Annotated in this window: 26 protein-coding genes; 11 read left to right on the top strand and 15 right to left on the bottom strand. The window is 73.7% G+C overall.

All coding sequences use genetic code 11. The features are described from left to right. Positions 1-2 precede the first annotated feature (2 nt). Positions 3-878 carry a PIG-L deacetylase family protein gene (locus tag LIV55_RS13935; protein ID WP_229300667.1) on the top strand — a complete coding sequence of 292 codons (876 nt, stop codon included), beginning with the start codon at positions 3-5 and terminating at the stop codon, positions 876-878. Then, a complete protein-coding gene (locus LIV55_RS13930) occupies positions 875-1,930 on the top strand; it encodes a lysylphosphatidylglycerol synthase transmembrane domain-containing protein (RefSeq protein WP_229300666.1) in 1,056 nt (351 codons plus the stop codon). Before LIV55_RS13935 ends, LIV55_RS13930 begins: the two co-directional genes overlap by 4 nt. Here LIV55_RS13930 and LIV55_RS13925 read toward each other — a convergent pair. The 3 genes from LIV55_RS13925 to LIV55_RS13915 form a co-directional block, all read right to left on the bottom strand. Beyond that, positions 1,927-2,721 (bottom strand): type 1 glutamine amidotransferase, encoded by a 795-nt coding sequence (locus tag LIV55_RS13925; protein WP_229300664.1) that lies wholly within the window; start codon positions 2,719-2,721, stop codon positions 1,927-1,929. The genes LIV55_RS13930 and LIV55_RS13925 overlap by 4 nt on opposite strands. After that, complete coding sequence (locus tag LIV55_RS13920) at positions 2,718-4,055, bottom strand: Mur ligase family protein (RefSeq protein ID WP_229300663.1); 1,338 nt, start codon at positions 4,053-4,055, stop codon at positions 2,718-2,720. Before LIV55_RS13920 ends, LIV55_RS13925 begins: the two co-directional genes overlap by 4 nt. Positions 4,056-4,162: 107 nt before the next feature. After that, on the bottom strand, positions 4,163-4,858 hold the full coding sequence (locus tag LIV55_RS13915; protein WP_068273315.1) for a lysophospholipid acyltransferase family protein: 696 nt from the start codon (positions 4,856-4,858) through the stop codon (positions 4,163-4,165). 49 nt (positions 4,859-4,907) lie between these two features. On the opposite strand from LIV55_RS13915, the gene LIV55_RS13910 reads away from it, so the two are divergent. Further along, on the top strand, positions 4,908-5,456 hold the full coding sequence (locus LIV55_RS13910) for a hypothetical protein (protein ID WP_148041530.1): 549 nt from the start codon (positions 4,908-4,910) through the stop codon (positions 5,454-5,456). On the opposite strand, the gene LIV55_RS13905 is transcribed toward LIV55_RS13910, so the two are convergent. Further along, positions 5,449-6,315, bottom strand: coding sequence for a hypothetical protein (locus LIV55_RS13905; protein ID WP_229300661.1), 867 nt, complete (start codon positions 6,313-6,315; stop codon positions 5,449-5,451). The two genes, LIV55_RS13910 and LIV55_RS13905, sit on opposite strands and share 8 nt — an antisense overlap. 17 nt (positions 6,316-6,332) lie before the next feature. Then, positions 6,333-7,433 carry a WXG100 family type VII secretion target gene (locus LIV55_RS13900; RefSeq protein ID WP_229300659.1) on the bottom strand — a complete coding sequence of 367 codons (1,101 nt, stop codon included), beginning with the start codon at positions 7,431-7,433 and terminating at the stop codon, positions 6,333-6,335. Positions 7,434-7,552: 119 nt separating this feature from the next. On the opposite strand from LIV55_RS13900, the gene LIV55_RS13895 reads away from it, so the two are divergent. Further along, the gene (locus LIV55_RS13895) at positions 7,553-7,984 is read left to right on the top strand and encodes a hypothetical protein (protein WP_201465702.1); all 432 of its coding nucleotides are present in this window, start codon (positions 7,553-7,555) and stop codon (positions 7,982-7,984) included. Positions 7,985-8,003: 19 nt separating this feature from the next. On the opposite strand, the gene guaA is transcribed toward LIV55_RS13895, so the two are convergent. From guaA to LIV55_RS13865, 6 genes are all read right to left on the bottom strand, one after another. Beyond that, a complete protein-coding gene (guaA, locus tag LIV55_RS13890; RefSeq protein ID WP_068273307.1) occupies positions 8,004-9,581 on the bottom strand; it encodes a glutamine-hydrolyzing GMP synthase in 1,578 nt (525 codons plus the stop codon). A gap of 66 nt (positions 9,582-9,647) precedes the next feature. After that, complete coding sequence (locus tag LIV55_RS13885; protein ID WP_068273305.1) at positions 9,648-9,989, bottom strand: DUF3817 domain-containing protein; 342 nt, start codon at positions 9,987-9,989, stop codon at positions 9,648-9,650. Beyond that, entirely contained in the window at positions 9,986-10,756 is a 771-nt protein-coding gene (locus LIV55_RS13880) for an SURF1 family protein (protein WP_229300658.1), read from the bottom strand. The genes LIV55_RS13885 and LIV55_RS13880 overlap by 4 nt, the downstream gene beginning before the upstream one ends. A gap of 43 nt (positions 10,757-10,799) precedes the next feature. Beyond that, on the bottom strand, positions 10,800-12,668 hold the full coding sequence (locus LIV55_RS13875; RefSeq protein ID WP_229300655.1) for a GMC oxidoreductase: 1,869 nt from the start codon (positions 12,666-12,668) through the stop codon (positions 10,800-10,802). After that, positions 12,665-14,257 (bottom strand): succinic semialdehyde dehydrogenase, encoded by a 1,593-nt coding sequence (locus LIV55_RS13870; RefSeq protein WP_229300653.1) that lies wholly within the window; start codon positions 14,255-14,257, stop codon positions 12,665-12,667. Before LIV55_RS13870 ends, LIV55_RS13875 begins: the two co-directional genes overlap by 4 nt. Positions 14,258-14,443: 186 nt before the next feature. After that, on the bottom strand, positions 14,444-15,565 hold the full coding sequence (locus LIV55_RS13865) for a GuaB3 family IMP dehydrogenase-related protein (RefSeq protein WP_068273296.1): 1,122 nt from the start codon (positions 15,563-15,565) through the stop codon (positions 14,444-14,446). A gap of 104 nt (positions 15,566-15,669) precedes the next feature. Here LIV55_RS13865 and LIV55_RS13860 point away from each other — a divergent pair, with 104 nt between their 5' ends. Then, on the top strand, positions 15,670-15,951 hold the full coding sequence (locus LIV55_RS13860) for an antitoxin (protein WP_229300651.1): 282 nt from the start codon (positions 15,670-15,672) through the stop codon (positions 15,949-15,951). A gap of 178 nt (positions 15,952-16,129) precedes the next feature. Here the strand turns inward: LIV55_RS13860 and LIV55_RS13855 are convergent, their stop codons facing one another. Then, positions 16,130-17,155 carry a dipeptidase gene (locus LIV55_RS13855; RefSeq protein WP_229300649.1) on the bottom strand — a complete coding sequence of 342 codons (1,026 nt, stop codon included), beginning with the start codon at positions 17,153-17,155 and terminating at the stop codon, positions 16,130-16,132. Positions 17,156-17,192: 37 nt separating this feature from the next. On the opposite strand from LIV55_RS13855, the gene LIV55_RS13850 reads away from it, so the two are divergent. Then, positions 17,193-18,233 (top strand): P1 family peptidase, encoded by a 1,041-nt coding sequence (locus tag LIV55_RS13850; protein ID WP_229300648.1) that lies wholly within the window; start codon positions 17,193-17,195, stop codon positions 18,231-18,233. A 22-nt stretch (positions 18,234-18,255) separates the two neighbouring features. Here LIV55_RS13850 and guaB read toward each other — a convergent pair whose 3' ends face one another. Then, positions 18,256-19,812 (bottom strand): IMP dehydrogenase, encoded by a 1,557-nt coding sequence (gene guaB, locus LIV55_RS13845; protein ID WP_229300646.1) that lies wholly within the window; start codon positions 19,810-19,812, stop codon positions 18,256-18,258. Between the two features lie 301 nt (positions 19,813-20,113). On the opposite strand from guaB, the gene LIV55_RS13840 reads away from it, so the two are divergent. Beyond that, positions 20,114-20,401, top strand: coding sequence for a WhiB family transcriptional regulator (locus tag LIV55_RS13840; protein WP_068273287.1), 288 nt, complete (start codon positions 20,114-20,116; stop codon positions 20,399-20,401). A 46-nt stretch (positions 20,402-20,447) separates the two neighbouring features. Beyond that, positions 20,448-20,693, top strand: a complete 246-nt coding sequence (locus LIV55_RS13835; RefSeq protein WP_229300644.1) for an RNA-binding S4 domain-containing protein — start codon at positions 20,448-20,450, stop codon at positions 20,691-20,693. A 71-nt stretch (positions 20,694-20,764) separates the two neighbouring features. Here the strand turns inward: LIV55_RS13835 and LIV55_RS13830 are convergent, their stop codons facing one another. Next, positions 20,765-21,460: an aspartate/glutamate racemase family protein gene (locus LIV55_RS13830; RefSeq protein ID WP_123091201.1), complete on the bottom strand. Its 696-nt coding sequence runs from the start codon at positions 21,458-21,460 to the stop codon at positions 20,765-20,767. Positions 21,461-21,555: 95 nt separating this feature from the next. On the opposite strand from LIV55_RS13830, the gene serA reads away from it, so the two are divergent. Continuing rightward, positions 21,556-22,755 (top strand): phosphoglycerate dehydrogenase, encoded by a 1,200-nt coding sequence (gene serA / locus LIV55_RS13825; RefSeq protein WP_229300642.1) that lies wholly within the window; start codon positions 21,556-21,558, stop codon positions 22,753-22,755. A gap of 107 nt (positions 22,756-22,862) precedes the next feature. Here serA and LIV55_RS13820 read toward each other — a convergent pair whose 3' ends face one another. Continuing rightward, positions 22,863-23,759 carry an EamA family transporter gene (locus LIV55_RS13820; protein WP_229300640.1) on the bottom strand — a complete coding sequence of 299 codons (897 nt, stop codon included), beginning with the start codon at positions 23,757-23,759 and terminating at the stop codon, positions 22,863-22,865. 73 nt (positions 23,760-23,832) lie between these two features. Between LIV55_RS13820 and LIV55_RS13815 the strand changes: the two genes are divergently transcribed. Both LIV55_RS13815 and LIV55_RS13810 read left to right on the top strand, forming a co-directional pair. After that, positions 23,833-24,720 carry a LysR family transcriptional regulator gene (locus tag LIV55_RS13815; RefSeq protein ID WP_229300638.1) on the top strand — a complete coding sequence of 296 codons (888 nt, stop codon included), beginning with the start codon at positions 23,833-23,835 and terminating at the stop codon, positions 24,718-24,720. Positions 24,721-24,824: 104 nt separating this feature from the next. Further along, positions 24,825-25,679 (top strand): TPM domain-containing protein, encoded by an 855-nt coding sequence (locus tag LIV55_RS13810; protein WP_229300637.1) that lies wholly within the window; start codon positions 24,825-24,827, stop codon positions 25,677-25,679. Positions 25,680-25,961: the final 282 nt, after the last annotated feature.

The raw sequence follows: 25,961 nt of genomic DNA, 5'->3' as shown, positions 1-25,961 counted from the left end.
CGATGACCTCGCAGCCCGCAGGCGGGGGCGGCCGCACGATCGTCGCCCTCCACGCCCATCCCGACGACGAGGCCCTCCTCACCGCCGGCACGATGGCCCGCGCGGCCGCCGAGGGCCACCGCGTCGTCCTCGTCGTCGCCACCGACGGGGCGCAGGGGCTGGCCGACGCCTCGGCCTACGGCGCGAAGGGGGACCACCTCGCCGCCACCCGGAGCCGCGAGCTCGCCGCGAGCGCCCGCGCGCTGGGCGTCGCCCGTGTCGTCGAGCTCGGCTACGCCGACTCCGGCAGCGACCCGCAGATGGAGCCCGACCCCCCGGGTGCCACCCGCTTCGCCCGGGTGCCCGTCGAGGAGGCCGCCGAGCGTGTCGCCGAGGTGCTGCTCGAGGAGGGCGCCGACGTCCTGCTCACCTACGACCGTCACGGCGGCTACGGCCACCGCGACCACGTCCACGTCCACCACGTCGGTGCCGCCGCGGCGCAGCGCCACCGGGAGGCGACCGGGCTCCCCCTTCGCGTCCTCGAGGCGACGGTCCCCCGCGACACGATCTGCCGGGCCCTCGACCTCGTCGGGCGCGTCTACCGCTTCCCCGACGCCTTCGACCGGGCGTCTTTCGACCGCGCGTACTCGGCCCGCTCCGAGATCACCCACCGCATCTCCGTGCGCTCCCACATCCGCGCGAAGCGGGCCTCCATGCGCGCCCACGCGAGCCAGACGAGCGACTCCGCCGGCGACGCCCGCACGCTCGGGATGCTGCTGCGCATCCCCCGCCCGCTCTACGACCTCGTCTTCGGCCGCGAGTGGTACCGCGACCCGGCCCTGCCCGCGGGCTCCCCCGTGCGCCGCGACCTCCTCGCCGACGTCGAGGCCGGCTCATGACGACCCAGGCCCCCGACCGCCGCCGCGTCCTCGTGCGCCGCGGGCTGCAGGTCACCCTCGGCCTAGGGCTCGCCGCCGTCATGCTCGTGTGGGGCCTGCCCTACTTCGCCAAGACGAGCTGGTCGGAGGTCTTCTCGGTGCTCGGCACCGTGCCGGCGACCTCCGCCCTGCTCTACATCGCCCTCGTCCTCGCCGGCCTGTACTGCTACACCTTCGTCATGGTCGGCGCCATGCCCGGCCTGAGCCACGGGCGCGCGCTCGTGCTCAACCTGTGCGGCTCGTCGGTGAGCAACCTCCTGCCCGGCGGCGGCGCCGTCGGCCTCGCCGCGACGTACACGATCGCGAAGTCGTGGGGCTTCTCCGCCGCTCGCGTCACGACGATGGCCGTCGTCACGGGCGTGTGGAACGTCCTCACCCGCGCCGCCCTGCCCGTCGTCGCGATCGCCGGGCTGTCCGTCGGCGCCACCGACCTGCCCACCTCGATGCGCGAGGCGTCCTGGGCGGCGATCGTCACCGGCGTCGTCGTCCTCGCGGTCTTCGCCCTTGCCGTAGCGACCGACCGAGGGGCCGCGCTCGTCGGCTCGGCCGTCGACCGCGTCATCCGCGTCGTGCGGCGTCGGCACGCCGACCAGGTCGAGCGGGCCGCGCGCGACCTGCGCTCGCGCATCGCCGAGACCTTGCGCACCGGCTGGCTGTCGATGACCCTCGGCATGGTCGGCTTCTTCGGGCTGTACTACGTGCTCTTCCTGCTCGTCACGCGCGCGACGGGCGTCGACCTGCCCTTCGGCCAGCTCTTCGCCGCGTACGCCATCGGGCGTCTGCTCACGGCCGTCGGCGTCACCCCCGGCGGCCTCGGGGTCACCGAGACCGGCACGGCCGCCGCCCTCGTCGCGTGGGGCGCCGACCCCGCCGCCGCGATGGCCGGCGTCGTGCTCTTCTCCGTCTTCACCCACCTCATGGAGGTGCCGCTCGGGGCCATCGGGTGGCTCGCGTGGACGGTCATGCCGCGCCGGGCGAGCACCGCCGACGACGACCTCGAGCCGGTCGCCTAGCCGACGAGGCGGCGGACCTGGCGCTGCTGGGCCTCGCGTGCCGTCGAGTCGTCGAGCGTCTCGGGCACGAAGGGGGACCCCGTCGCGTGCTCGGCGGCCCACCCCACGAGCGTGTCGGCGAGGACCGGGTTCGCGGGCAGGATCGGCCCGTGCAGGTAGGAGCCGATGACGTGCCCGGTGATCGCGCCCTCGGTGCCGTCGGAGCCGTTGTTGCCCAGACCGCTGCGCACCCGCCCGAAGGGGGCCTGCCCGGGCCCGAGGGTCGTCGAGCCGGAGTGGTTCTCGTAGCCGACGACGTCGCCGTGGTCGGTGCTCAGCACGACGGGGCCGATCATCCGCTTCGCGTTGCCCTGGGTCGTGACGTCGAGGATGCCCAGCCCGGGCAGGCGCCGCCCGTCCACGGTGATGAAGGCGTTGCCGAAGAGCTGGTACATGCCGCAGATCATGAGCATCGGCACGCCCTGGTCGGCGAGCTCGCGCAGCCGGTCGGCGATCCGCTCGAGGTCGTCCTCGACGGTCACCTGGCCGGAGTCCTGCCCCCCGCCGCCGACGACGAGGTCGACGCGCTCCGGGAAGGGCTGGCCCGGGTGGTGCTGGTGGACGACCGGCACGTAGCCGTGCCGCCGGATCCGGGCGGCGAGGCAGCGGGTGTTGCCGAGGTCGCCGTAGATGCTCATCTCGCGTGGGTAGAGGTGGACGAGGTGGATCTCGCCCTTGCCCTCCCCGCCGGGGTCTGCCGGCAGCGACGAGCCGAGGGGCTCGCCGAGGATGGTCACGTCGAGATCGCTCATGCCTGACCTGCCTCGGGTGCGTCGGTGCCCATCTCGGGCACGTCGTAGCGCTCGCCGAGCATCCGGCGCAGGGCGAGCATCGCCGTGTACGTGCAGAAGACCCGCTTGGGCTCGTCGCGGTGCTCGGCGAGGAAGGTGCTCAGCCCCTCCTCGAGATCCGTGAGGGTCCGGCCCACCTCGACGTCGTCGTACTCGAGGCGCAGGGCCATGTCCCAGCCGCGCACGCCCGAGGTGAGCGCCACCCCCTTCGCCCGCAGCGGGGTGAAGTCGACGTCGTAGAGCCACGAGACGTCGCGGCCGTCGGCGTAGTCGTCGTTGATCGCGATCATCGACGCGACGGGCGTCGAGCCGTACGTGCCGAGCGCGACGGTGAAGCCCGCGGGGTTCTTGACGAGCACGAGCTCGAGCGGCTGGCCGTCGGCGTCGATGACCTCGCCCCGGCCGAAGGGGGGAGCCACGGTGCGCAGCGCGTGCAGGGTCGCGTCCTCGCGGAAGTCGTCGCCGAGGAGCATCCGGGCGGTCGTCGTCGCGGCGGTCGCGTTGATCATCGCGGCGAGCCCGCGCTGCTTGAGGGTGACCGGTCCGAGGACGCCGCCCTCGTGCTCCTCGCCCCAGCGCACGAGCAGCTGCTGCTCGTCGATCGGGGCGAGCAGGCCGTCGAGCGGCCCGGCCGGCGGCGGGGTGTAGGCGTCCTGCGCCCGGACGTCCTGCTCCTGCAGCTCGCCGAGCCGCGCGGCGATGCTCTCGTCGAGCCCGAACCACCTCACCTGCACGCCGTCGGCGAGCTCGGCGGCGATCCGGTTGACGTAGGAGTCGTCGCGGTTGAGCACGACGCCGGTCGTCGTCATGCCGGCGAGCTCGGTGAGCAGCCGCGCGGTGTGGTCGATCTCGGCGAAGCGGTCGAGCTGGTCGCGGGCGACGTTGAGCAGCAGGGCGTGGCTCGGGGCGACCGCCCGCGCGAAGTGCAGCGCGTGGGCCTCGTCGAGCTCGAGCACGGCGAGGTCGGCCTCGAGCCGGCCGCGCAGGGGCAGCTCCTCGAGCATCGCCGAGATGACGCCGCGGGTGAAGTTCGAGCCGGTGGGGTTGGTGAAGACGGTGCGCCCGTGGGCCCGCAGGAGCGCGACGAGCATCTTCGTCGTCGTCGTCTTGCCGTTCGTCCCGCTGACGACGACGACGCCGTCGCGCACCCCGGCGAGGGCGTGAGCGAGGAAGCCGGGGTCGACCCGCTCGGCGACGAGGCCGGGCAGCGCCGAGCCCCCGGACCCACCGCCCCTGATGCGGGCGGCGGTACGCGCGGCCTTGCCGGCGATGACGGCGGTGGTCGTCCTCAGCACGCGGTCAGTCTAGGAGGCGGGCCGGACGCCCGTGCGGCGCACCGGGGTCCGCGCGCCCGTGTCTCGCCCGGTCGGGTACGAAGCACTGCGGTCAGGAGGCACGGCGGTCAGGAGGCACTGCGGTCGGAGAAGCCGTCCGAGCGCTCCTGCGGCGAGCGCTGCGCGATCTCCTCCATCACCGCGTCGGTGATCGCCCGGTAGAGCCGGGTCTTCACGTGCTGGCGCTTGAGGCTCGCGACGTCGACCGGCGGGCCGAAGCGGACCGTCACCCGGTGCGGGCGCAGCCCGCGCGCGCCGACGGGCTGCACGCGGTCGGTCCCGACGAGCGTGCACGGCACGACGACGGCGTCGGTCGCGTCCGCGAGCCGGCCGACCCCGGTCTTGCCCTTGTGCAGGCGGCCGTCGCGGCTGCGCGTGCCCTCGGGGTAGATGCCGAAGGCCCCGCCGGAGCGCAGGTGCTCCTCGGCGACCTCGAGCGACCGGGCGGCAGCCCGGGGGTCGTCCCGGTCGACCGGGATCATCCCGGCGAACTCGCCGAACCACAGCCGCTTGAGCCACCCCTTCGCCCCGGTGCCCTCGACGTACTCGGCCTTGCCGAGGAAGCCGACCTTGCGGCCCGCGGCGAGCGGGATGACCATCGAGTCGACGAAGCTGAGGTGGTTGCTCGCGATGATGACGGCGCCGGTGGCGGGCACGTGCTCGCGCCCCTCGACGCGCATCCGCAGGTAGGCCTTGAGCGGCGGCCCGACGAGCACCTTGCGCAGGATCACCTCGGCGACGTGGGTCGGCAGGTTGGCGGGCATGCGGCCAGGGTAGTCACCTAGGGTCGGGCCCATGTCGAGCCTTCCGCCCGTGGGACCGCCTCCGCCGCAGCAGCCCCCGCACCACCACCCCGGACCGCCCGCCCCGCCGCCCCAGCACCACCAGGCCCCGCACCACCCGTCCGGCCCTCCCGCTCCCCAGCCGCCCCACGGCGGCGCGGTCATGCCGGTGCACGGCGAGCACGCCCGGACCATGGCGCCCCCACCCGGCTACGGCGCGCTCCTCGTCACCCTCCAGGGCAACGCGCTGACGACCGGTCTCACCCCGGCGGTCCACGTCGACGGGCACCGCGTGAGCGGCGCCTTCGGGGCGACGCTGTACCCCCTTCGCCCGGGCCGTCACCGCGTCGACGTGCACACCCAGTGGCTGCGTCGCTACGGCCAGGCCGGCATGGAGGTCGACGTCCGCGAGGGCCAGGTCGTCCCCGTCTTCTACGCCGTGCCGTGGCACCAGTTCACGACGGGCTCCATCGGGCACGAGACGCAGAAGCGCAAGGGCGTCGGCGTCCTCGTCGCGATGCTCGCCGTCGTCGTCCTCGTCGTCGCGCTCTGCGTCGGCGGCCCGATCCTGCTCAGCTGAGCGAAGGGGGACCCACCTCGCCCGTCGGGTCGGCGGGCGGGGCGTCGAGCTCGGCCGCGCTGCGCGCGACCCAGCCGTCCCAGTCGGTGCCGAGGTCGGCGCCCACTCCCCCGCGGTAGCGCACGGCTCCCCCGCCGATGTCGCCGACGACGACCGACCCCTCGGGCTGCACGTGCACCATGAGCGACTCGGTCTCGCCGTCCGGGCCCGGGAAGCGCACGAGGTTGCCGATGTGGCGGGTCCGGGTGAGGAAGCCCAGCTCGTCGCCGTCGCGGCGGGCCGCAGCCCCCAGCTCGGCCTCGGTGAGGAGCACGTCGACGTCGGGCGCGGCGGCCTGCGCCGCCCCGTCGGGCAGCTGGAAGCGGCCGAGGTAGACCTCGCGCTCCGCGGCGTCGAGACGCACGAGGCTCACGAGGTGGAAGCCGTGCGTCGTGACGACCTCGCGGCACCACAGGTCGTCCTCGACGTGCCGCAGGAGGTACCACGTCTCGCCCATCGACCCCACGACGCGCAGCGACAGACGGATCTCGCGCGAGCGCAGGGCCAGCGCCGCGACCACCTGGTCGTCGAGCACGACGCGACCGACCGCGTCCTCCCCCGTCGTGTCGAGCTCGACGTCGACCGCGTCGCGGGCGGCAGCGGAGCGCAGCGCGCCGAGCGCGGCCGCCTGCTGGGCCTCCTCGGTGAGGTTGGCGAACCACAGCCCGTGCGGCGTGGAGTCGGCCGGCTCGTCGCAGTACGCGTAGAGCTCCTCGTCGGTGAGCACCGCGAGGTCGACCGGCTCGTCACCGGCCCGGGCGAGCGCTACCACCGTCGCCACGGCCTCGTCGGTGCTGGTGGTCTCGCTGGTGAGGGTCATGGCGTCCTTCGGGTCGGTCACGGCCACGGCAGGGGGTTGGGCAGGGAGGGCAGCGGGATCGGGTTCGTCGCGACGTCCTTGATCGTGTCCCACGTGCCGCTGGCGATCTCCGACGGCGACGGGCCGGGCAGGTCGAAGTCCGTGTCGGGCAGCAGGTCGGCGAGGACGAGCGGGTTCGTCGGGGCCATGAGGCCGACACGGCCGATCCGGATGACGTCCTCGGAGATCCCCGTCTGCTCCGCGAGCCAGCCGTCGAGCTTGGGCATGTGCTCGTGGCGCAGCTGCTCGAGCGTCAGCCCGACCGAGACGAGCGTGCCGTAGGGCGGGAAGAAGGCGGCGACCGACGAGCCGCCGCCGAGGATCACCTTGTTCCAGATCTCGTGGGGGTTGGCCCTGCCGTTCCACGCGTCGGAGAAGACGCCCTTCATCTCCCACAGCGCGACACCGGCACCGACGTAGGGCAGCGCCTTGAGGAACTTCGCACCGATGCCGAGCACCGGGAGCAGCGAGCGACCGAGCGGCACGAGCTTCGGCGCCCACTTGGCGACGAAGCGGCTGATGACGCCACCGGTCGCGGCGAGCCAGGCCTTGAACTTCGGCGAGATCTCGCGGAAGGCGTCGACGAGGTCGGCGGCGATCATCGAGAACTTCACCGCGAGGTTGTTGAAGACGCCGGTGATGCCGTCGAGCACCCCGGTGACGAGGTCGCGGACCGGCTGGGTGACGCGGTCCAGCGCGTCCCAGATGCGGTCGAGGAGCGACTGGCCCTGCCCTGCGCGACCCGGCGGGAGCGGGCTGGGCGGCAGCGGGACGGGCGGCGTCGGCGCACCGGGGGCGCGCCCCCCGACCGAGGCGGACGCGTCGTCCTGGTCCTCGGCCTGGTCGTCGAGGCGCTGCCCGTAGTCGCGCATCGCCTGACCCGCGTGGGTGAGGCGCGGCACGGTCGCGCGCCAGGAGCGCTGGAAGTGCTCGAGGTCGGGCCCGGCCCACACGTCGTCGAGGACGTCGACCCGGGCCTGGCCCTCCTGGCGCACGTCCTCGACCCTCGACCCGAGATCCATGAGCTGCGTGGCGATCGAGCGCACCCGCTCGACGTCCATCCCCTCGGTGACCGTCATCTGCATCCCCCTGCCCGTCGCGTCGGCGGCTCCGCCCCTGTCTGCTCGAAGACTAGGGGCGCGACGAGCCGCCCGACCATGGGGAGCACTGCCCTCCTGCCCCGATACGCTCACCGCCCATGACAGCTCATCCGCGGCCGGGCAGCGCCGTCGTCGTGCATGCCGTGAGCGGGGCGAGCGGGGGCCAGGTGCGCTGCCGCGTCGACGGCCACGAGGTGCAGCTGCTGCCGAGCGTCGGCAGCGGGTCGAGCACCCTCGTGCCGGTCACGCCGGGTCGGCACACGATCGCCTGCTACGGCATCTACCAGCTCGTCGCGCGCTACGGCGAGGCCGAGCTCGTCGTCGACGTCCCGCCGGGCGGGCAGGTCGACGTGCACTACGCGCTGCCCCGGACCTCGGAGGCGAAGGGGATGATCGGCCTGGTCCCGCAGCAGCGCTCGGCGACGCCGCACGCGCGGACCGTCCTGACGAACGTCGCGATGGCGGTCGTCGTCGTCCTCGTGTGCGGTGGTGGCGCCGCGCTGTGGCAGCTGCTGCAGGACCGGGTCTAGGCCCGGAGCAGCGCCGCGCTCACTCCCACTCGATGGTGCCCGGGGGCTTGCTCGTGACGTCGAGGACGACCCGGTTGACCTCTTCGACCTCGTTGGTGATCCGGGTGGAGATCTGGGCGAGCACGTCGTAGGGGACGCGGGTCCAGTCGGCGGTCATCGCGTCCTCGGAGGAGACGGGACGCAGGACGACCGGGTGGCCGTAGGTCCGGCCGTCGCCCTGGACGCCGACGGAGCGCACGTCGGCCAGCAGCACGACGGGGCACTGCCAGATCTCCTTGTCGAGACCGGCCTGCGTGAGCTCCTCGCGGGCGATCGCGTCGGCGCGACGCAGGATGTCGAGGTTGGTCTCGGTGACCTCGCCGATGATGCGGATGCCCAGCCCGGGCCCGGGGAAGGGCTGGCGGTCGACGATGGGGTCGGGGACGCCGAGCTCGCGACCCACCTGGCGCACCTCGTCCTTGAAGAGCGCGCGCAGCGGCTCGACGAGGCTGAACTGCAGGTCGTCGGGCAGCCCGCCGACGTTGTGGTGGCTCTTGATGTTCGCCGCTCCTGAGCCGCCCCCGGACTCGACGACGTCGGGGTAGAGCGTGCCCTGGACGAGCCACTTCACGGGGTGCTCGGCGTCTCCACGGTCCTCGACGACGTCGCGGGCGGCCTGCTCGAAGACCCGGATGAACTCTCGGCCGATGATCTTGCGCTTCGCCTCGGGCTCGGTGACCCCGGCGAGGGCCCCGAGGAACTGCTCCTTGGCGTCGACGACGACGAGGTCGACCCCCGTCGCCGCGACGAACTCCTGCTCGACCTGCTCGGCCTCGCCCTGGCGCAGCAGGCCGTGGTCGACGAAGACGCACGTCAGCTGGTCGCCGACGGCGCGCTGGACGAGCGCGGCCGCGACGGAGGAGTCGACACCACCGGAGAGCGCGCACAGGACGCGGTCCTCGCCGACCTGCTCGCGGATCGCCGCGACCTGGTCGTCGACGACGTTGCTCGCGGTCCAGTCGGCGGAGAGACCGGCGCCGCGCAGGAGGAAGTTCTCGAGGACCCGCTGCCCGAAGGTCGAGTGCATGACCTCGGGGTGCCACTGCACGCCGTAGAGACGACGCTCGTCGTCCTCGAAGGCGGCGACGGGGGCGCCGGACGTCGTCGCGGTGACCCGCATGCCCTCGGGCGCCTCGATGACCGAGTCGCCGTGGCTCATCCACACCGACTGGTCCTCGGGCTGGCCGTTGAAGAGGGTCGACTCGCGGTCGGCGATGCGTGCGCGGGTGCTGCCGTACTCGCGCAGCCCGGTGCGCTCGACGGTCCCGCCGAGGGCCTGGACCATCGACTGGAAGCCGTAGCACATGCCGAAGACGGGGACACCGGCCTCGAGCAGCTCGGCCTGCAGCTCGGGCGCGCCCTCCTCGTACACCGAGCTCGGGCCGCCCGAGAGGATGATCGCGGCCGGCTCCTTCGCGAGGAGGTCGGCGGCGCTCGTCTCGTGGGGGACGACCTCGCTGTAGACCTTCGCCTCACGCACCCGACGGGCGATGAGCTGGGCGTACTGGGCGCCGAAGTCGACGACGAGGACAGGGTGCTGCTTCAGCGATTCCGTCACGCGCCCAGGTTACCGGGGCGCGAGGGATCCCCTCGCTCCCCCTTCGCCCGCCCGTACCGGGCTGCCTCAGCTGGTGAGCGGCGCGACCTCGCGCACGACCCGGCGCTCCTCGACGAAGGCGACGAAGGGGATGCACGCGAGGAGGAGGATCGCGACCATCCGCCCGATCCCCCAGCCCACCTTGAGACCGAGGTTGGCCGTCGCGGCGGCGAAGACCATGAAGATCAGGCCGTGGACGGGGCTCCACCACGTGAGCACGTCGTTGCCCATGCCGTACTTGAGGACCATCTCGAGGATGAGGACGAACATCGCCAGACCGGCGACGATCGCGCTCACCCGGAAGAAGGACAGCGCGCTCGCGACCTGGCGGGGGCTCGCCCCGGTGCCGGTCCTGCTCGTCTGGGTCATGACTCTCCTGTCTGCACGACCGCGCGCTCCTGCGCGGGCGTCTCGTCGCGTCGGGCCTCCTGACGCATCATCCGCCACCACATCCAGATTACGAAGGCGGCGATGACGTACCACTGGGCCGCGTAGCTGGCGTTGCGCCAGTCCAGCGAGGTGTCGGGCAGGGGCGGGGGCACCCGCTCCAGCCCGTCGGGCGGGGTGGCGCCGGACCCGCCGCGCTCGTCGACGACGAAGCCGAAGCCGTTGTACAGCTCGCCCGGCCAGTCGTTGACGAGGGCGGCGAGGTCGACGGTCGAGGCGGTGCCGGGGGCGAGCCCGGTCGCGGTGTCGGGGGCCTCGCCCGGCGCGAGCGAGGCGACGACGTCGACGGTGCCGGTCGGGGGCGCCGGGGGCTCCTCCCCCTTCGGCAGCCAGCCGCGCACGACGGGCAGGTTGGCCCCGGTCTGCTCGACGACGAGCCGCTCGACGGCCCAGCCGCCCTCGCGCCCGTCGAGCAGCCGGCCGACGACGACGAAGCCGCTGCCGGGCTCGTACTCGCCGGTGACGTCGACGCGCTGGCCGGACCCGTCGTCGGGGAAGCCCTCGTGGGGCGCGATGACGTCGGCGATCGGCTCGACGGGACGCTCCTGCACCTCGCGCACGGCCTCCTCGCGGGCCCGGTCGTGGGCGACGGCCCACTGCCAGCGCCCGGCGGTCACGGCGAGCGCGGCACCGAGGAGCGCGAGGACCAGCAGACCCAGCCACTTCGGGCGGGTCGCGGTCCTGAGCACCCGCCCAGGTTACGTCCCGCCCCTGAGGGCTCCCTGCACGGGCTCAGACGCTCGCGGTGCGCCAGTCGTCGGCGGGGCCGACGACGTCGACCTCCTCCGGCGGGGGCGCGACCCGGGGCATGCCGAGGTCGACCTGGCGCGACTCGACGTGGGTGAAGGCGGTGACGGCCGGGGTGCGCGCGGGCACCGGGTCGAGCCGGCGGTAGCCCTCGCCCTGGGCCGGTCGCGGGTCGTCCTCGCCGCGGTTGGGCCACAGCGCGAAGGCCCGCTCGGCCTGCGCCGTGATCGTCAGCGAGGGGTTGACCCCGAGGTTGGCGCTCACCGCGGAGCCGTCGACGACGCTGATCCCGGGGTAGCCCCACAGCCGGTGGTAAGGGTCGAGGACGCCCGACTGCGCCGTGTCGCCGATCGGTGCCCCGCCGAGGAAGTGCGCGGTGAGCGGGATGTCGAAGGCCTCGCTCCACGTGCCCCCCGGGTAGAAGGGGATGCCGATGCGCTCGGAGAGGCGGTGAGCCAGCGCCCGGATGCCGCGATGCCCGGCCTCGATGTACGTCGGGTTGGGCTCTCCGTGACCCTGCGTCGAGGTGAGCCGGCGACGGCCCCCCTTCGTCGTCAGCGAGGTCGTCAGCGAGTTGTCGAGCGACTGCATGACGAGACCGATGACCGTCGAGTCGGCGAAGTGGGTGCCGGGCGGCGCCCAGGCCCGCAGCGCGGGCAGGTTGCGGGGCAGCTCGGCGAGCAGCCGCAGCCACCGGGGCGTGCGCCCGGTGCGCGGCGGGGCGAGGAGGGTGGTCAGCAGACCCATCGCGTCCGAGCCCCGCCCGTAGCGGCAGTTCTCGACGTGCGTGTCCGCGTCGGGGTGGAAGGAGCTCGTGATCGCGACGCCGCGGGTGAGGTCGTGCTCGCCCGTCGGCGGGGTCGCCGCGAGCGCCCCGACGAGGGCCTCGGAGTTCGTGCGGGTCAGCTCGCCGACCCGGTCGCTCGTCGCGCTCAGCTCGCCCTCGGCGCGCATCTCGTGCAGCAGGTGCTGGGTCCCCCACGTGCCCGCCGCGAGGACGACGTGGCGGGCGGTGGTGACCCGCGCCGAGCGGTCGCCCCGGTCGTCGGTCGCCTCGTGGCGCACGCGGTAGGTGGGGGTCCCCCCTTCGCCGCCGGGCACGAGACCGAGCCGGGTCACCGTGCGAAGGGGGGTCACCCGCGCCCCGAGCCCCTCGGCGAGGGCGAGGTAGTTCTTCACGAGGGTGTTCTTCGCGCCCACCCGGCAGCCGACCATGCAGTTGCCGCACTCGGTGCACGTCGTGCGCTGCGGCCCGGCCCCGCCGAAGTACGGGTCGGGGATCGTGCGGCCCTGCTCCTCGGGGCGGTTGCCCTCGCCGAAGAGGACGCCGACGGGGGTCTTGCGGAAGGTGTCGCCGACCCCGAGGTCGTGCGCGGCGTCACGCATCGCCTGCTCGACCGGGCCGTCGCACGGGTTGGTGACGACGCCGAGCATGCTCTGGCCGGTCGCGTAGTGCGGCGCGAGCTCGGCCTCCCAGTCGGTGATGTGCCCCCACTGCCGGTCCTCGAAGAAGGCCCGCGGCGGCACGTAGAGGGTGTTGGCGTAGTTGAGCGAGCCGCCCCCGACGCCTGCCCCGGCGAGGATCATCACGTCCTTGAGCAGGTGGATGCGCTGCACCCCGTAGCACCCGAGGCGGGGCGCCCAGAGGAAGTTCTTCAGGTCCCAGCTCGTGCGGGCGAAGTCCTCGTCGGCGAAGCGACGTCCGGCCTCGAGGACGAGGACGGAGTAGCCCTTCTCGGCGAGCCGCAGCGCGGCGACGGACCCGCCGAAGCCGGACCCGACGACGAGGACGTCGACATCGGGCTCGACGGCGGGGCCGCCCGCGCGGTCGGCCGCGCTCTCGACGGCGCTCATGACAGCCCCACCGACTTCAGCGCGCGCAGCCCGAGCGTCATGACCTTCGCGTACCGGCGCTGGTCGAGCCCCATGGACGGCGCGATCGGCAGCACGTGCTGGGCCGTGACGTTCTGGCTCTCGGTGTACTTGAGGATCCCCTCGGCACCGTGCCGGCGGCCGACCCCGGAGTCCTTCATGCCGCCCATCGGGGCGCCCATCGACGCCCAGGCCGCGGCGTAGGCCTCGTTGACGTTGACCGTGCCGGTGCGGATGCGCGCGGCGACCGCGCGCCCGCGGCGCACGTCACGCGTCCACACCGAGGCGTTGAGGCCGTAGTCGGTGTCGTTGGCGAGCGCGACCGCCGCGTCGTCGTCGGCCACGCGGTAGAGCGAGACGAGCGGCCCGAAGGTCTCCTCGTCGCGGCAGGTCATCGCCGAGGTCACCCCGTCGAGGACGGTGGGCTCGAAGACGAAGGGGCCGACGTCGGGCCGGGCGGACCCGCCGGCGAGGACGCGAGCCCCCTTCGCCACGGCGTCGCGCACGTGCTCGGTGACGGTGTCGAGCTGGGCCTGCGAGACGAGGCTGCCCATGTCGTAGCCGTACTCGAGCGAGGTGCCGAGGCGCAGCGCGCGGACCGCCTCCACGAAGGCGGGCACGAAGCGGCCATAGATGCCGTCGTGGACGAGGACGCGCTCGGCCGAGATGCACAGCTGGCCGGCGGAGGAGAAGCACGCCCGCACCGCTCCCTCGACGGCCCGGTCGAGATCGGCGTCGTCGGCGACGTAGACGGAGTTCTTGCCGCCCAGCTCGAGGCTGTAGGACACGAGGCGCTCGGCGGCCGAGCGCGCGACGGAGCGACCGGTCGCCGTCGACCCGGTGAAGCAGACGTAGTCGCCGGCGTCGACGACGGCCTGCCCGGTCGACCCGCCCGGCCCGAGGACGACCTGGAGGACGCCGTCGGGCAGCCCGGCCTCGCGGAGCAGCTCGACGCCGGCGAGCGCGGTGAGCGAGCCCTGCTCGTCAGGGCGCAGGACGACGGCGTTGCCCGCCATGAGCGCGGGGATCGCGTCGGTGACGGCCAGGCTCAGCGGGTAGTTCCACGGCGAGACGATGCCGACGACGCCCTTCGGGTGGTGCAGGGTGCGCGCCTGGCTGAGCAGCGGCAGGGCGCCGAGGTGGCGGGTCGGCGCGAGGTAGCTCTCCGCCCGCGCGGCGTAGTGACGGGCGGCGATCGCGCAGTCGAGGACCTCCTCGAAGGCGTGCAGGCGCGCCTTGCCCGCCTCGAGCTGGACGAGGTCGAGCAGCTCGACCTGACGCTCGAGGACGAGGTCGTGGAAGCGGCGCATCACCCGCCGGCGGTCGTCGTGCGTCGTCGCCGCCCACCGCGGCTGGGCCGCGCGCGCGGACGCGAAAGCCCGGGCGACGTCCTCCGGGGTCGAGATCGGCAGGGCCGCCAGCGGCGCACCGGTCATCGGCGAGGTCCGCGTGAAGGTCTGCGCGCGCGGCGCCGCGACGACGCGGGCGGAGAGGCTGCTGGCTCGTGCCGGGTCGACGGCGTAGGCCGCGGTGGGGTCGAGCTCGGGATCGGCGATGATCTCGGACGTCATTACTCCACGGTAATGCCGTCGCCACGCTCGCGCCTGTGGCTCTGCTCACCCGCACCGGCCCGAGGACGACAAAACCCTGCCGGCTGCCTCTTGATGTGCCAGGACCCTGTCGAGAGGGTCCTGGCACGCCGAAGGGCAGCCAGCAGGGTTTCGTACGCCAGCCGGCACGGGCCGGGGCGAAGGGGGTCAGCTCGGCTGGTGCGGGGCGACGACGACGCCGATCCGCTGCAGCTCCTTGACGTCGGTGTACCCGGTCGTCGCCATCGCGCGGCGCAGGGCGCCCATGAGGTTCGTCGTGCCGTCGGAGTGGCGGCTCGGCCCGAAGAGGACCTCCTCGAGGTTCGCGACGGAGCCGACCTCGACCCGCGAGCCGCGGGGCAGCTCGCCGTGGTGGGCCTCGGCGCCCCAGTGGTAGCCGCGGCCGGGGGCGTCGGTCGCGCGCGCCAGCGCGGCGCCGAGCATGACGGCGTCGGCGCCCACGGCGATCGCCTTGACGATGTCGCCGCTCGTGCCCAGGCCGCCGTCGGCGATGACGTGCACGTACCGGCCGCCGGACTCGTCGAGGTAGTCGCGGCGGGCAGCAGCGACGTCGGCGACCGCGCTGGCCATCGGCGCGTGGATGCCGAGGGTCTGCCGGGTCGTGTGGGCCGCTCCCCCGCCGAAGCCGACGAGCACGCCGGCCGCACCGGTGCGCATGAGGTGCAGGGCCGCCGTGTAGCTGCCCGCGCCGCCGACGATGACGGGGACGTCGAGCTCGTAGATGAAGCGCTTGAGGTTGAGCGGCTCGGCCCGGCTGCTCACGTGCTCGGCCGAGACGGTCGTGCCGCGGATGACGAAGAGGTCGACCCCGGCCTCGACGACGGTCCGCCAGTGCTGCTGGGTGCGCTGCGGGCTGAGCGCGCCGGCGACGGTCACGCCTGCCTCGCGGATCTCGCGCAGCCGCTCGGTGATGAGCTCGGGGACGATCTCGGCGGAGTAGATCTCCTGCATCCGCGCCGTCGCGACGGCGGGGTCGAGGGTGGCGATCTCGGCGAGGACCGGCTCCGGGTCCTCGTAGCGGGTCCACACCCCTTCGAGGTCGAGGACGGGCAGCCCGCCGTGCTTGCCGAGGGCGATCGCGGTGGCCGGCGACATCACCGAGTCCATCGGCGCGGCGATGACCGGCATCTCGAAGTGGTAGGCGTCGATCTGCCAGTCCAGCGAGACCTCCTCCGGGTCGCGCGTGCGCCGCGTGGGGGTCACCGCGATGTCGTCGAAGGAGTAGGCCCGACGGCCGCGCTTGCCTCGCCCGATCTCGATCTCGTTCACCCGGTCAGCGTACGGGTAGCCCGATGGGCGGGTGCGCGGGGAGCAATCGGGCGCACCGCTGCGTTACACATGGACGAAGCGTCCTCGACCCGAAGGAGAAGACCATGGCCAAGCTCGGCAGGATCACAGTGCTCGCCACGGCGGCAGAGGCCGCCCGTCAGTGGGCGAAGAACAACCCCGACAAGGCCGGCGCCTACATCGACAAGGCGGGCGCCGCCGTCGACAAGGGCACCAAGGGCAAGTACTCGCGCCAGATCACCTCGGCGACCGGCAAGGCGAAGGGCGCGGTCGGCGGCGGGCACCGCGGTGGCACCACCACCGCACCTCCCGCCCCGGGCACGACGCCCCCGCCCTCCTCGCAGACGCTGCCGCCCCCGGTGAGCTGACGCCACGTCCGACGAAGGGGCGACGCACCACGGTGCGTCGCCCCTTCGTCGTGCGTGGTGACCCGTCAGTAACAGGACCCGTGAGTGCCTGGCCCTCCCCATGCCGGGGCAACCGCACCAGGAGTCCCGTTACTGCCGAGTAGCTGCGTCAGGCCTGCGCGCACGACCGCGCCCCGCGTCAGACCTCGGTGTCGCGCAGGACGCGCAGGGCGTTGCCGTGGGCGAGCGCCTCGAGGTCGGCCCGTGACCACCCGCGCTCGGCGAGCGCACCGAGCAGGTGGGGGTAGCGCGCGACGTCGTCGAGATCGGCGGGCAGCACGTCGACGCCGTCGAAGTCGCCGCCGAGACCGACGTGCTCGATGCCGACGACCTCGCGCAGGTGCTCGAGGTGCGCGACGACGTCCGCCGCGGTCGCCGGCGCCGGCGCCTCGCCCTTAAAGCCCCCGAGCCGCCACTGCGCCCAGTCCTCGCGCAGGAAGTACGGCACGAAGTTCGCCATGACGACCCCGCCGTTGTCGGGCATCCGCTCGAGGACGTCGTCGGGCACGTTGCGAGGGTGGGAGCACAGCGCGCGCGCGTTGCTGTGGCTGAAGAGGACCGGCCGGCTCGTCTCGTCGAGCGCGTGGTGCATGGTCTCGGCGCTCACGTGGCTGAGGTCGACGGCCACCCCGAGGGCGTTCATCGTGCGCACGACCTCACGCCCGAAGTCGGTGAGGCCGCCGTGGACGCGCTCGTCGGTCGCGGAGTCGGCCCACGCCGTGTTGTCGTTGTGCGTGAGAGTCATGTACCGCACGCCCCGGGCGGCGAAGGCCGCGAGGTGCTCCAGCGAGCCGTCGATGCTGTGCCCGCCCTCCATCCCGAGCAGCGCGGCGTGACGCCCCTGCTCCCACACCCGCTCGACGTCGGCGGCCGTGCGGGCGAGCTCCATCTCCTCGTAGCGCGCGCACATGGCCTCGACGAAGTCGACCTGCTCGTGGGTCGCGGTCACCGCGGCCTCGCCCGGCAGCTCGCAGGGCACCCAGACCGACCACAGCTGGGCCGCGAGCCCGCCCGCGCGCATCCGCGGCAGGTCGGTGTGCAGCTCGGGCTGCTCGAGCGCGATGTCGCAGCGGTCGAGGTCGTACCCGGCGATCTCGCGGTGGTGCCACGGGAGGTCGTTGTGACCATCGAGGACGCGGATGCCGGTGATGTCGGGGCTCGCCATGCCCGGCAGTCAACCAGCCGTCGAGCATGCTGGGCGCATGGACCTCGCCCCCGCCGGACCGCTCGACGCCATCACCGACGTGCCCGGCGTGCGTGTCGGCCACGCGACCCGTGACGAGCCGGGCTGGCTCACCGGCACGACCGTCGTCGTGCCCCCGATCGGCACCGTCGGCGGGGTCGACGTGCGCGGCGGCGGCCCCGGCACCCGTGAGACCGACCTGCTCGACCCCCGCCACACCGTCGACCTCGTCGACGCGGTCGTCCTCGGCGGGGGCAGCGCCCTCGGGCTGGCCGCCTGCGACGGCGTGAGCGCCGGCCTGCTCGCCGACGGGCGGGGGTGGCCGGCCGGCTCGGGCCCCGGCGAGGTCGTGCCGATCGTGCCCGGCGCCATCGTCTTCGACCTCGGCCGCGGGGGCGTGTGGGGTCATCACCCGGGGGCAGCAGAGGGCCGGGCCGCGTACGACGCGGCGACCACCGGCCCGGTGGACGAAGGGGTCGTCGGCGCCGGCACCGGCGCCCGCGCCGGGGGTCTCAAGGGCGGGGTGGGCACGGCGAGCGCCGTCCTCGCCGACGGCTCGACCGTCGCCGCTCTCGTCGTGGTCAACGCCGTCGGCTCCCCCGTCGCGCCCGACGGCAGGCTCCTCGGGGCTCACCTGCTCGGGCCGCAGGACGCGACCGAGCTGCCCGTGCCCGACCCCGAGCGGGTCAGCGCCTACTGGTCCGCGCTCGAGCAGGAGCAGGCAGCCCTGCGGGCCGGCACCGCGACGACGATCGCGGTCGTCGCGACGGACGCGAGGCTCACCAAGCCCGCGACCTCGATGCTCGCCCGGGTCGCCCACGACGGCATGGCCCGGGCGATCTCACCGGTGCACACCGCCTTCGACGGCGACACGGTCTTCGCCCTCGCCACCGGCGAGGGGCCCGCCCCCTCGCCGCTCGACCTCGTCGTCCTGCAGACCGAGGCGGCCCGTTGCGTGACCCGGGCGATCGTGTCCGCGATGCTCGCGGCGACCTCGGTCGACCGCAGCGCCGACGGCGGCGCGGTCCTGCGCTCCTACCGGGACGCCGTCGTCGGCTGAGCCGCGCTCAGCGCGCCCGGCTTCAGCGGGCGGAGTAGTTCGGCGCCTCGACGATGCCCTGGAGGTTGTGCGGGTGGCTCTCCTTGAGCGAGGCGGAGGTGATCCGGACGAACTTCCCCTTCGCCTGCAGCTCGGGGACCGTCCGCGCACCGACGTAGAACATCGACTGGCGCAGCCCGCCGAGCATCTGGTGGGTGACCGCCGAGACGGCACCGCGATAGGCGACGCGGCCCTCGACGCCCTCGGGCACGAGCTTGTCGTCGCTGTCGACCTCGGCCTGGAAGTACCGGTCCTTGGAGAAGGACTTCTTGCCGCGGCTGCTCATCGCGCCCAGGCTGCCCATGCCGCGGTAGGACTTGTACTGCTTGCCGTTGACGAAGATCAGCTCGCCGGGGCTCTCCTCGCAGCCAGCGAGCATCGAGCCCACCATGACCGAGTCGGCGCCGGCGACGATCGCCTTGGCGATCTCGCCGCTGTGCTGCATGCCGCCGTCGGCGATGACCGGCACGCCGGCCGGCTTGCACGCGAGCGAGGCGTCGTAGACCGCGGTGATCTGCGGGGCGCCGACACCGGTGACGATGCGGGTGGTGCAGATCGAGCCCGGCCCGACGCCGACCTTGACCGCGTCGACGCCCGCGTCGACGAAGGCCTGGGCGCCCTCACGGGTCGCGACGTTGCCGCCGATGACCTGCACGTGACGGGTCGCCGGGTCGGACTTCAGGCGGCCGACCATCTCGAGGAGCATCCGCACGTGGCCGTGGGCGGTGTCGGCGACGAGCACGTCGGCCCCGGCCTCGATGAGCGTCGTCGCGCGCTCCCACGCGTCGCCGAAGTAGCCGATGGCGGCGCCGACGAGCAGACGGCCGTCGGCGTCCTTGCTCGCGAGGGGGAACTGCTCGCTCTTGACGAAGTCCTTGACGGTGATGAGACCGGCGAGACGACCCTCCTCGTCGACGATCGGCAGGCGCTCGCGCTTGTGCTGGCGCAGCAGCGTCGTCGCGTCCTCCTGCGAGATGCCGACGGGGGCGGTGATGAGCGGCATCTTCGTCATGACGTCGCGCACGAGCGTCGTGGCCCACTCGGCGACGGGCGTGAAGCGCAGGTCGCGGTTGGTGATGATGCCGATGAGGTGCTCGCCCTCGTCGACGACCGGCAGCCCGGAGACGCGGTACTCGCCGCAGCGCTGGTCGAGCTCCTCGAGCGTCGCGTCTGGCCCGATGACGACGGGGTTGGAGATCATCCCGGTCTGGGTGCGCTTGACGAGGTCGACCTGGTAGGCCTGGTCCTCGATGGAGAGGTTGCGGTGCAGCACCCCGATGCCGCCCTGGCGCGCCATGGCGATCGCCATCCGCGACTCGGTGACGGTGTCCATCGCGGCGGAGAGCAGCGGCGCGTTGAGCGAGAGCTCACGGGTCAGCCGCGTCGTCGTGTCGAGCTCGTCGGGCGCCAGGTCGCTGAAGCCGGGCAGGAGGAGCACGTCGTCGTAGGTGAGCCCCACCTTGGCGAAGGGGTCCGCCTGCGCCGCCGCCTGGGCGGCGAAGTCGTCGTGGCGAGGGTCGGAGGAGGAGCCGAGAGCCATTGGACAAGTCTAGGCCGCGTCGGCAGGTGGTCCGGACACCCCCACGACCGGGCTCGACCACGTCCGCGGGGCGGTCCCGTGACGTCCGCGAGGCGGTCGCCCCTAGCGCGATCGCGCCGACCCGCAACCCGGCATGACCATCTCTTGACGAAGACCCCCGATTTCTTGGGCGAATCCTGACGTCGAGGGGTGTTGGACCTGGGCGCCCTCTCCGTAGCGTTCCGTGCCACGAGGGCAGCCCGCCCAGGGGTCGACATGACCAGGGCCGCCCTAGATCAGCAGAGCAGAACGGGGTACCGCGATGGCCGACCTAGGACACCTGCCAGGACCGGTGGCGGACCTGTGGGAGTGGCAGTACGAGGGCCGGTGCCGCAGCATCGACACCGACGTCTTCTACCACCCGGAGGGCGAGCGAGGGGCTGCCCGCCGGCTGCGCGAGACGGCGGCCAAGGAGATCTGCGCGACCTGCCCGGTCATCGCGGCCTGCCGCGCGCATGCCCTCGCCACCCGCGAGACCTTCGGCGTGTGGGGCGGCATGACCGAGGACGAGCGCGAGCACCAGCTCGCCCGCGCCGCCCTCGCCGGCTGACCCGGCGGCGACCGCGCCACGCGCCGACCCGCCTACGCTGGTCCGCGTGAGCACGCACGAGTCCGTCTACATCCGCGACGACGTCATCCGGCTCGGCCAGCTGCTCAAGCTCGCCGCGCTCGTCGACGACGGCGCCACCGCCCGCGAAGTCATCAGCGAGGGCCGGGTGAGCGTCGACGGCGAGGTCGACACGCGACGCGGCGCCCAGATCCGCCCCGGCCAGGTCGTCGCGCTCGACGGCCAGGAGGTCACCGTCGTCCAGGGCGAGCCGGAGATCGACGTCCCCTGGTGACGCCACCGACCCGGTCGAGGTGATGGGGCGAGCCCTGGCTCATGGGATCACCTCGACGCGGTGCGGGTCGCTCAGGAGCCGGCGAGCATCCAGTCGAGCGCGTCCGCGACGTGGATCTCCGTCGTGTCGTGCAGGGGCACCGGGCAGTCGTCGGGCTCGATGAGCAGCCCGAGCTCGGTGCCGGCGAGGACGACGGCCTCGGCGCCGCGGTCGACCATGCCCTCCATGACCTGACGCACCCGCTTGCGCGAGGCGTCCTTGATGACGCCGTGCACGAGCTCGTCGTAGATGAGCGCGTCGACCTCGGGGCGCTCGCTCTCCTCGGGGAGGATCACCTCGAGCCCGCGGGCCGACAGCGGCCCCGTGTAGAAGTCGGCGCCCATCGTCGTCGCCGTGGCGAGCAGGCCCACGCGGCTCTGGCGCTGCTCCTCGACCCGCCGGGCGGCGGACTCGGCGATGTGGAGCAGCGGGATGTCGACCGCGGCCGAGACCCGGTCGGCGACGGCGTGCATCGTGTTCGCCGCGATGAGCAGACCCTCCGCTCCCCCGCGCTCGAGCGAGCGGGCCGCGTCGACGAGGACCTCGGCCATGCCGTCCCAGTCGCCGGCGTGCTCGAAGTCCGTCACCGGCGCGAAGTCGACGCTGTGCAGGAGCACCCGCGCGCTGTGCAGACCACCCAGGCGCGCCTCCACCCCTTCGTTGAGCAGCCGGTAGTACTCAGCCGTCGCGGACCAACCCATGCCGCCGATGACACCCAGGAGCCTCATGGCGCTCACCCTAACCACGGGGGGCCGGGGTGCGCGCGTCCGAGTGGCGTACACCCTGCGCACCGTCCTCCCCGGGCGATCTAGGCTCGTGCGACGTGAAGGTCCTGCTCCTCGAGAACATCCACGAGTGCGCCACCGCCGCGCTCACCGACGCCGGCTTCGAGGTCGAGACGCGCTCCGGCGCCCTCGACGAGGCCGAGCTGATCTCCGCGCTGGAGGGCGTGGAGATGCTCGGCATCCGCAGCAAGACGCAGGTCACCCGGGAGGTGCTCCAGGCCCGGCCGGAGCTGCGGGCCATCGGCGCCTTCTGCATCGGCACCAACCAGGTCGACCTCGACGCGGCCGCCGCGCACGGCACCGTCGTCTTCAACGCGCCCTTCTCCAACACGCGCAGCGTCGTCGAGCTCGCCATGGCGGAGATCATCGCGATGGCCCGTCACCTCACCGACAAGAACTCCGCGCTCCACGCGGGCGTCTGGGACAAGTCGGCGAAGGGGGCGCACGAGGTCCGCGGGCGCAGCCTGGGGATCGTCGGCTACGGCAACATCGGCAGCCAGCTCTCCGTCATCGCCGAGGCCTTCGGCATGCACGTCAGCTACTACGACGTCGACGACAAGCTGCCGCTGGGCAACGCGCGTCGCTGCGACAGCCTCGAGGAGCTGCTCGAGACCTGCGAGACGGTCTCGCTCCACGTCGACGGACGCGACGGCAACGCCGGGGTCTTCGGCGCCGAGCAGTTCGCCCAGATGCGACCGCGCAGCCTCTTCCTCAACCTGTGCCGCGGCTTCGTCGTCGACCTCGAGGCCCTGCGCGAGCACCTCGTGAGCGGTCACATCGCCGGCGCGGCGGTCGACGTCTTCCCCGAGGAGCCGAAGAAGGCGGGCGACCCCTTCGTCTCGATCCTCCAGGGTCTGCCGAACGTCATCCTCACCCCGCACGTCGGCGGGTCCACCGAGGAGGCGCAGTACGACATCGGGCGCTATGTCAGCGGCAAGCTGCGCGACTACGCCCACACCGGTGCGACGACGATGTCGGTCAACGTGCCCTCCGTCGCGCTCACGCAGTCGCCCGGAGACACCCGCATCCTCCACCTGCACCGCAACGTCCCCGGCGTCCTCGCCCGGGTCAACACGCTGCTCTCCGAGGGCGGGGCGAACATCGACAGCCAGCAGCTCTCGACGCGGGGCGAGTACGGCTACGCCGTCACCGACCTCGCCGGCTCCCTGCCCGGAGACGTCGAGCAGCGCCTGCGCGAGCTCGACGAGACCATCGAGGTCCGCGTCATCACCTCCTGAGGCCTGCCCGTCCGGCGCGTCGGACGGCACCTCGGGCGGGCGAAGGGGGACGACCCGCCAGGGCTCGTCCGGTCGCCGGCGACCCGCCGTCCGACACGCAGGGCGGGTCAGCGGGCCGGGACGACCTCGGGCAGCACCGGGGCGCGGCGCGCGCGGGCCTGGAGCAGCTGGGCCGCGGCCAGGCCGGTCATCGCGATGCCGGCACCGACGAGGTCGATCGCCGAGGGCTGGTCGCCCTGCAGCACCCAGGCGAGCAGGATCGCCAGCGGCGGCACCGCGAGCACCCACGAGACGACGGTCGCGCTGGGGTTGCGGTGGAGCAGCGAGTAGAAGATCCCGTAGCCGACGAGCGTCGAGACGACCGCCGTCCATGCCGTCGACAGCAGCGGGCGCCAGCCGAGCCCGGAGAGGGCGTCGACGACGGTCGCCGGGCCGTCGACGAGCAGGGACAGCGCGAGCAGCGGCAGCGGCACGACGAGCGAGGACCAGACCGTCAGACCGAGGCCACCGGGCACCCCCTTCGCCCGCACGACGACGTTGCCGACCGCCCAGGACAGGCCGGCGAGCAGGGTGACGGCGAAGGGGAGCAGGCCAGCCGCTCCCCGGCCGAGGGCGACGACGGCGAGTCCGACGACGGCCACGCCCACACCGATCGCCACCGCCGGGGCGACCCGCTCGTGGAGGACGACGGCCGCGATGACGATGGTGAGGGGCACCTGGACCTGCAGGACGAGCGCGGCCATCCCGCTCGGCATCCCGAGGTGCAGCGCGAGGTAGAGCATCGAGAACTGGCCCAGGCTCACGGTGAGCCCGACCGTGGCGAGCACCCGCCACGACACCGCCGGGCGCGGCACGAGGAAGATCGCCGGCAGCAGGACGAGGACGAAGCGCATCGCGGCGAAGAGCAGCGGCGGGACGTCCTGCAGACCCCACTCGATGACGACGAAGTTGCTCCCCCAGATGAGGGCCATGAGGGCGGCGAGCCCGGTGTCGCGAGGGGTCATGCGTGCCAGTCTGCGCGCGACGACCTCGTAGCACCAGCAAATGATCTGCGTGCTGACCGTGTACCTTCGCTGCATGATCGATCTCGACGCCGTCCGCGCGCTGCGCGCCGTCCAGGACCACGGCACCGTCGTCGCCGCGGCGGAGGCGACCGGCTACACGACGAGTGCGGTCTCGCAGCAGGTCAAGCGGCTCGAGCGGGCCGTCGGCCTGCCGCTCCTCGAGCGCGTGGGGCGCGGCGTCATCCTCACCGAGCACGGCCGGCGGCTCTGCGACTCCGGTGGCGAGGTCCTGCGCGCCGTCGAGCAGGTCGAGGCCGGGCTGCAGGCCGCCGCCGACCGCGTCGTCGGCGAGCTGAGCGTCGCGGCCTTCTCGACGGCGCTGCGCGGGCTCGTGGCCCCGGTCGTCCGCGACGTCCTGCGCACCTGGCCCGACCTGCGCCTGCGCCTCAGCGAGAGCGAGCCGTGGCAGACCGTCGAGCTCGTCGCCGCCGGTCGGGTCGACCTCGGCATCACCCACTCGTGGGGGACGGTGCCGCTGTCGATCCCCGAGCACGTCGACGTCCGCCCGCTTCGCGAGGACCGGGCCGACCTCGTCGTCCCGGCGGGTCATCCCCTCGCCACGGCCCATGAGGTCCGCGCCGCCGACCTCGTCGACGAGAGCTGGGTGGCGACGCCCGAGGGGACGATCTGCCGCGAGTGGCTCGTCCACATGCATGCGCTGCACCGGGCTCGGCCGCGGGTCGTGCACGAGTCGGCCGAGTTCGACGCCCAGCTGGCGCTCGTGCGCGCCGGTCTCGGGGTCGCCCTCGTGCCGCGCATGGGCCGCTCCGAGCTCACGGCGGACCTCGTCGCGGTGCCCGTCGTCGACCCCGTGCCGACCCGCGAGGTGCTCGCGCTGTCGCGGGTGTCGATGCGCGAGTCCCCCGCCGTCCGCGTGCTCCTCGACGCCCTGACCTGCTGAGCCGAGCTCTCCTGCCCGCTGCGCGGCGACGAGCGGGGAGGTGCGGGAGCCGGTAGGTTCCGCACACGCGGGTGCAGGGCCCGCGATGTCGGCAGGGGGTCGTCATGAGCAGGTCCGTCCGTGCGCTGCAGGTGCTGCTCGCCGCGCTGCTGCCCCTGCTCGTGCTGGCGCCCGCCGCCGCGGCCGAGCGCGTGCCGGTGCCGCCGGCGCCCTCCTCGGCCACCCGCTTCGCCGACCCGGACGACGTGCTGACCTCGGGTCAGCGCAGCCGGCTCGCACGCTCGCTGCGCGAGACCGCCCGCTCCGAGCCCCGGGTCATCGTCCGGGCGCTCGTCGTGCGCACGACCGGTGACGAGGACGTCGAGGCCTACGCCCGGCGGGTGGGGACGAGCTGGCGGGCCGGCGTCGGACGCGGGGTCCTCGTCGTCGTCGCGACCCAGGACCGCCGCATCCGGGTCCAGGTCGGCAGCCGCGAGCGGGCCCGGCTCACCGACCGCGAGGCCGCGCGCATCATCGGGCAGGTCCGACCTGCTCTGCGTGACGGGCGCTGGGAGACCGCGGTGGCCCGGGCCGTCGAGCTCGCCGCGGCCGAGGCCGGCAGCCCCGCCCAGCGCACCGGCGCCGACACCGAGAGCGACTGGGTCGAGCACGACGAGATGCTCGGCGGGCCGTGGGACGTCGGCGACGACGGGGTCGCGACGGGGCAGGACCTCTTCGGCGTCCCCTTCGCCTTCGTCGGGGGCCTCGTCGTCGTCCTCGGGCTCGTGGCCGTGGTGACAGGCGGTCGCGGGTCCTCGCGCCACCGCTCGAGCGCGGCCGGCGTCGCGCTCGGCATGTCGCACCACCATCACCATCACGGCGGGCACATGGGTGGCGGCTTCGACAGCGGGAGCGGCTTCGGCGGGGGCGGCGGAGGCGGAGGCGGAGGGGGCGACGGCGGGTCCTCGGGGTCCTTCTGACGAGGCGGGAGGGCCCGAACCCTCCCCGCGCCGTCTTGGCCCCCGAGATCCCGGCTCTCCCCGGAGCTACCCGGCAGTAACGGGACCCCTGGTGCGGTTGACCCCGTATATGCGGGCCAGCACCCTCACGGGTCCCGTTGCTGCCGGGTCACCGAGACGACGACGGGGGGGCGCCCCCGGGGGGGGGGCCCCCGGGGGGGGGGGGGGGGGGGGGGGGGGGGGGGGGGGGGCCCCCGCCGGCGGGGCCCCGGCCGAGGGGGGGTGGACCCCCCCGGGGTGGGG

Origin of the sequence: Janibacter melonis (assembly GCF_020567375.1) — a bacterium.
Lineage (GTDB): Bacteria > Actinomycetota > Actinomycetes > Actinomycetales > Dermatophilaceae > Marihabitans > Marihabitans melonis.
Note: the sequence above shows the minus strand (reverse complement) of the source record. Positions and strands in the feature narration are given on the sequence as shown.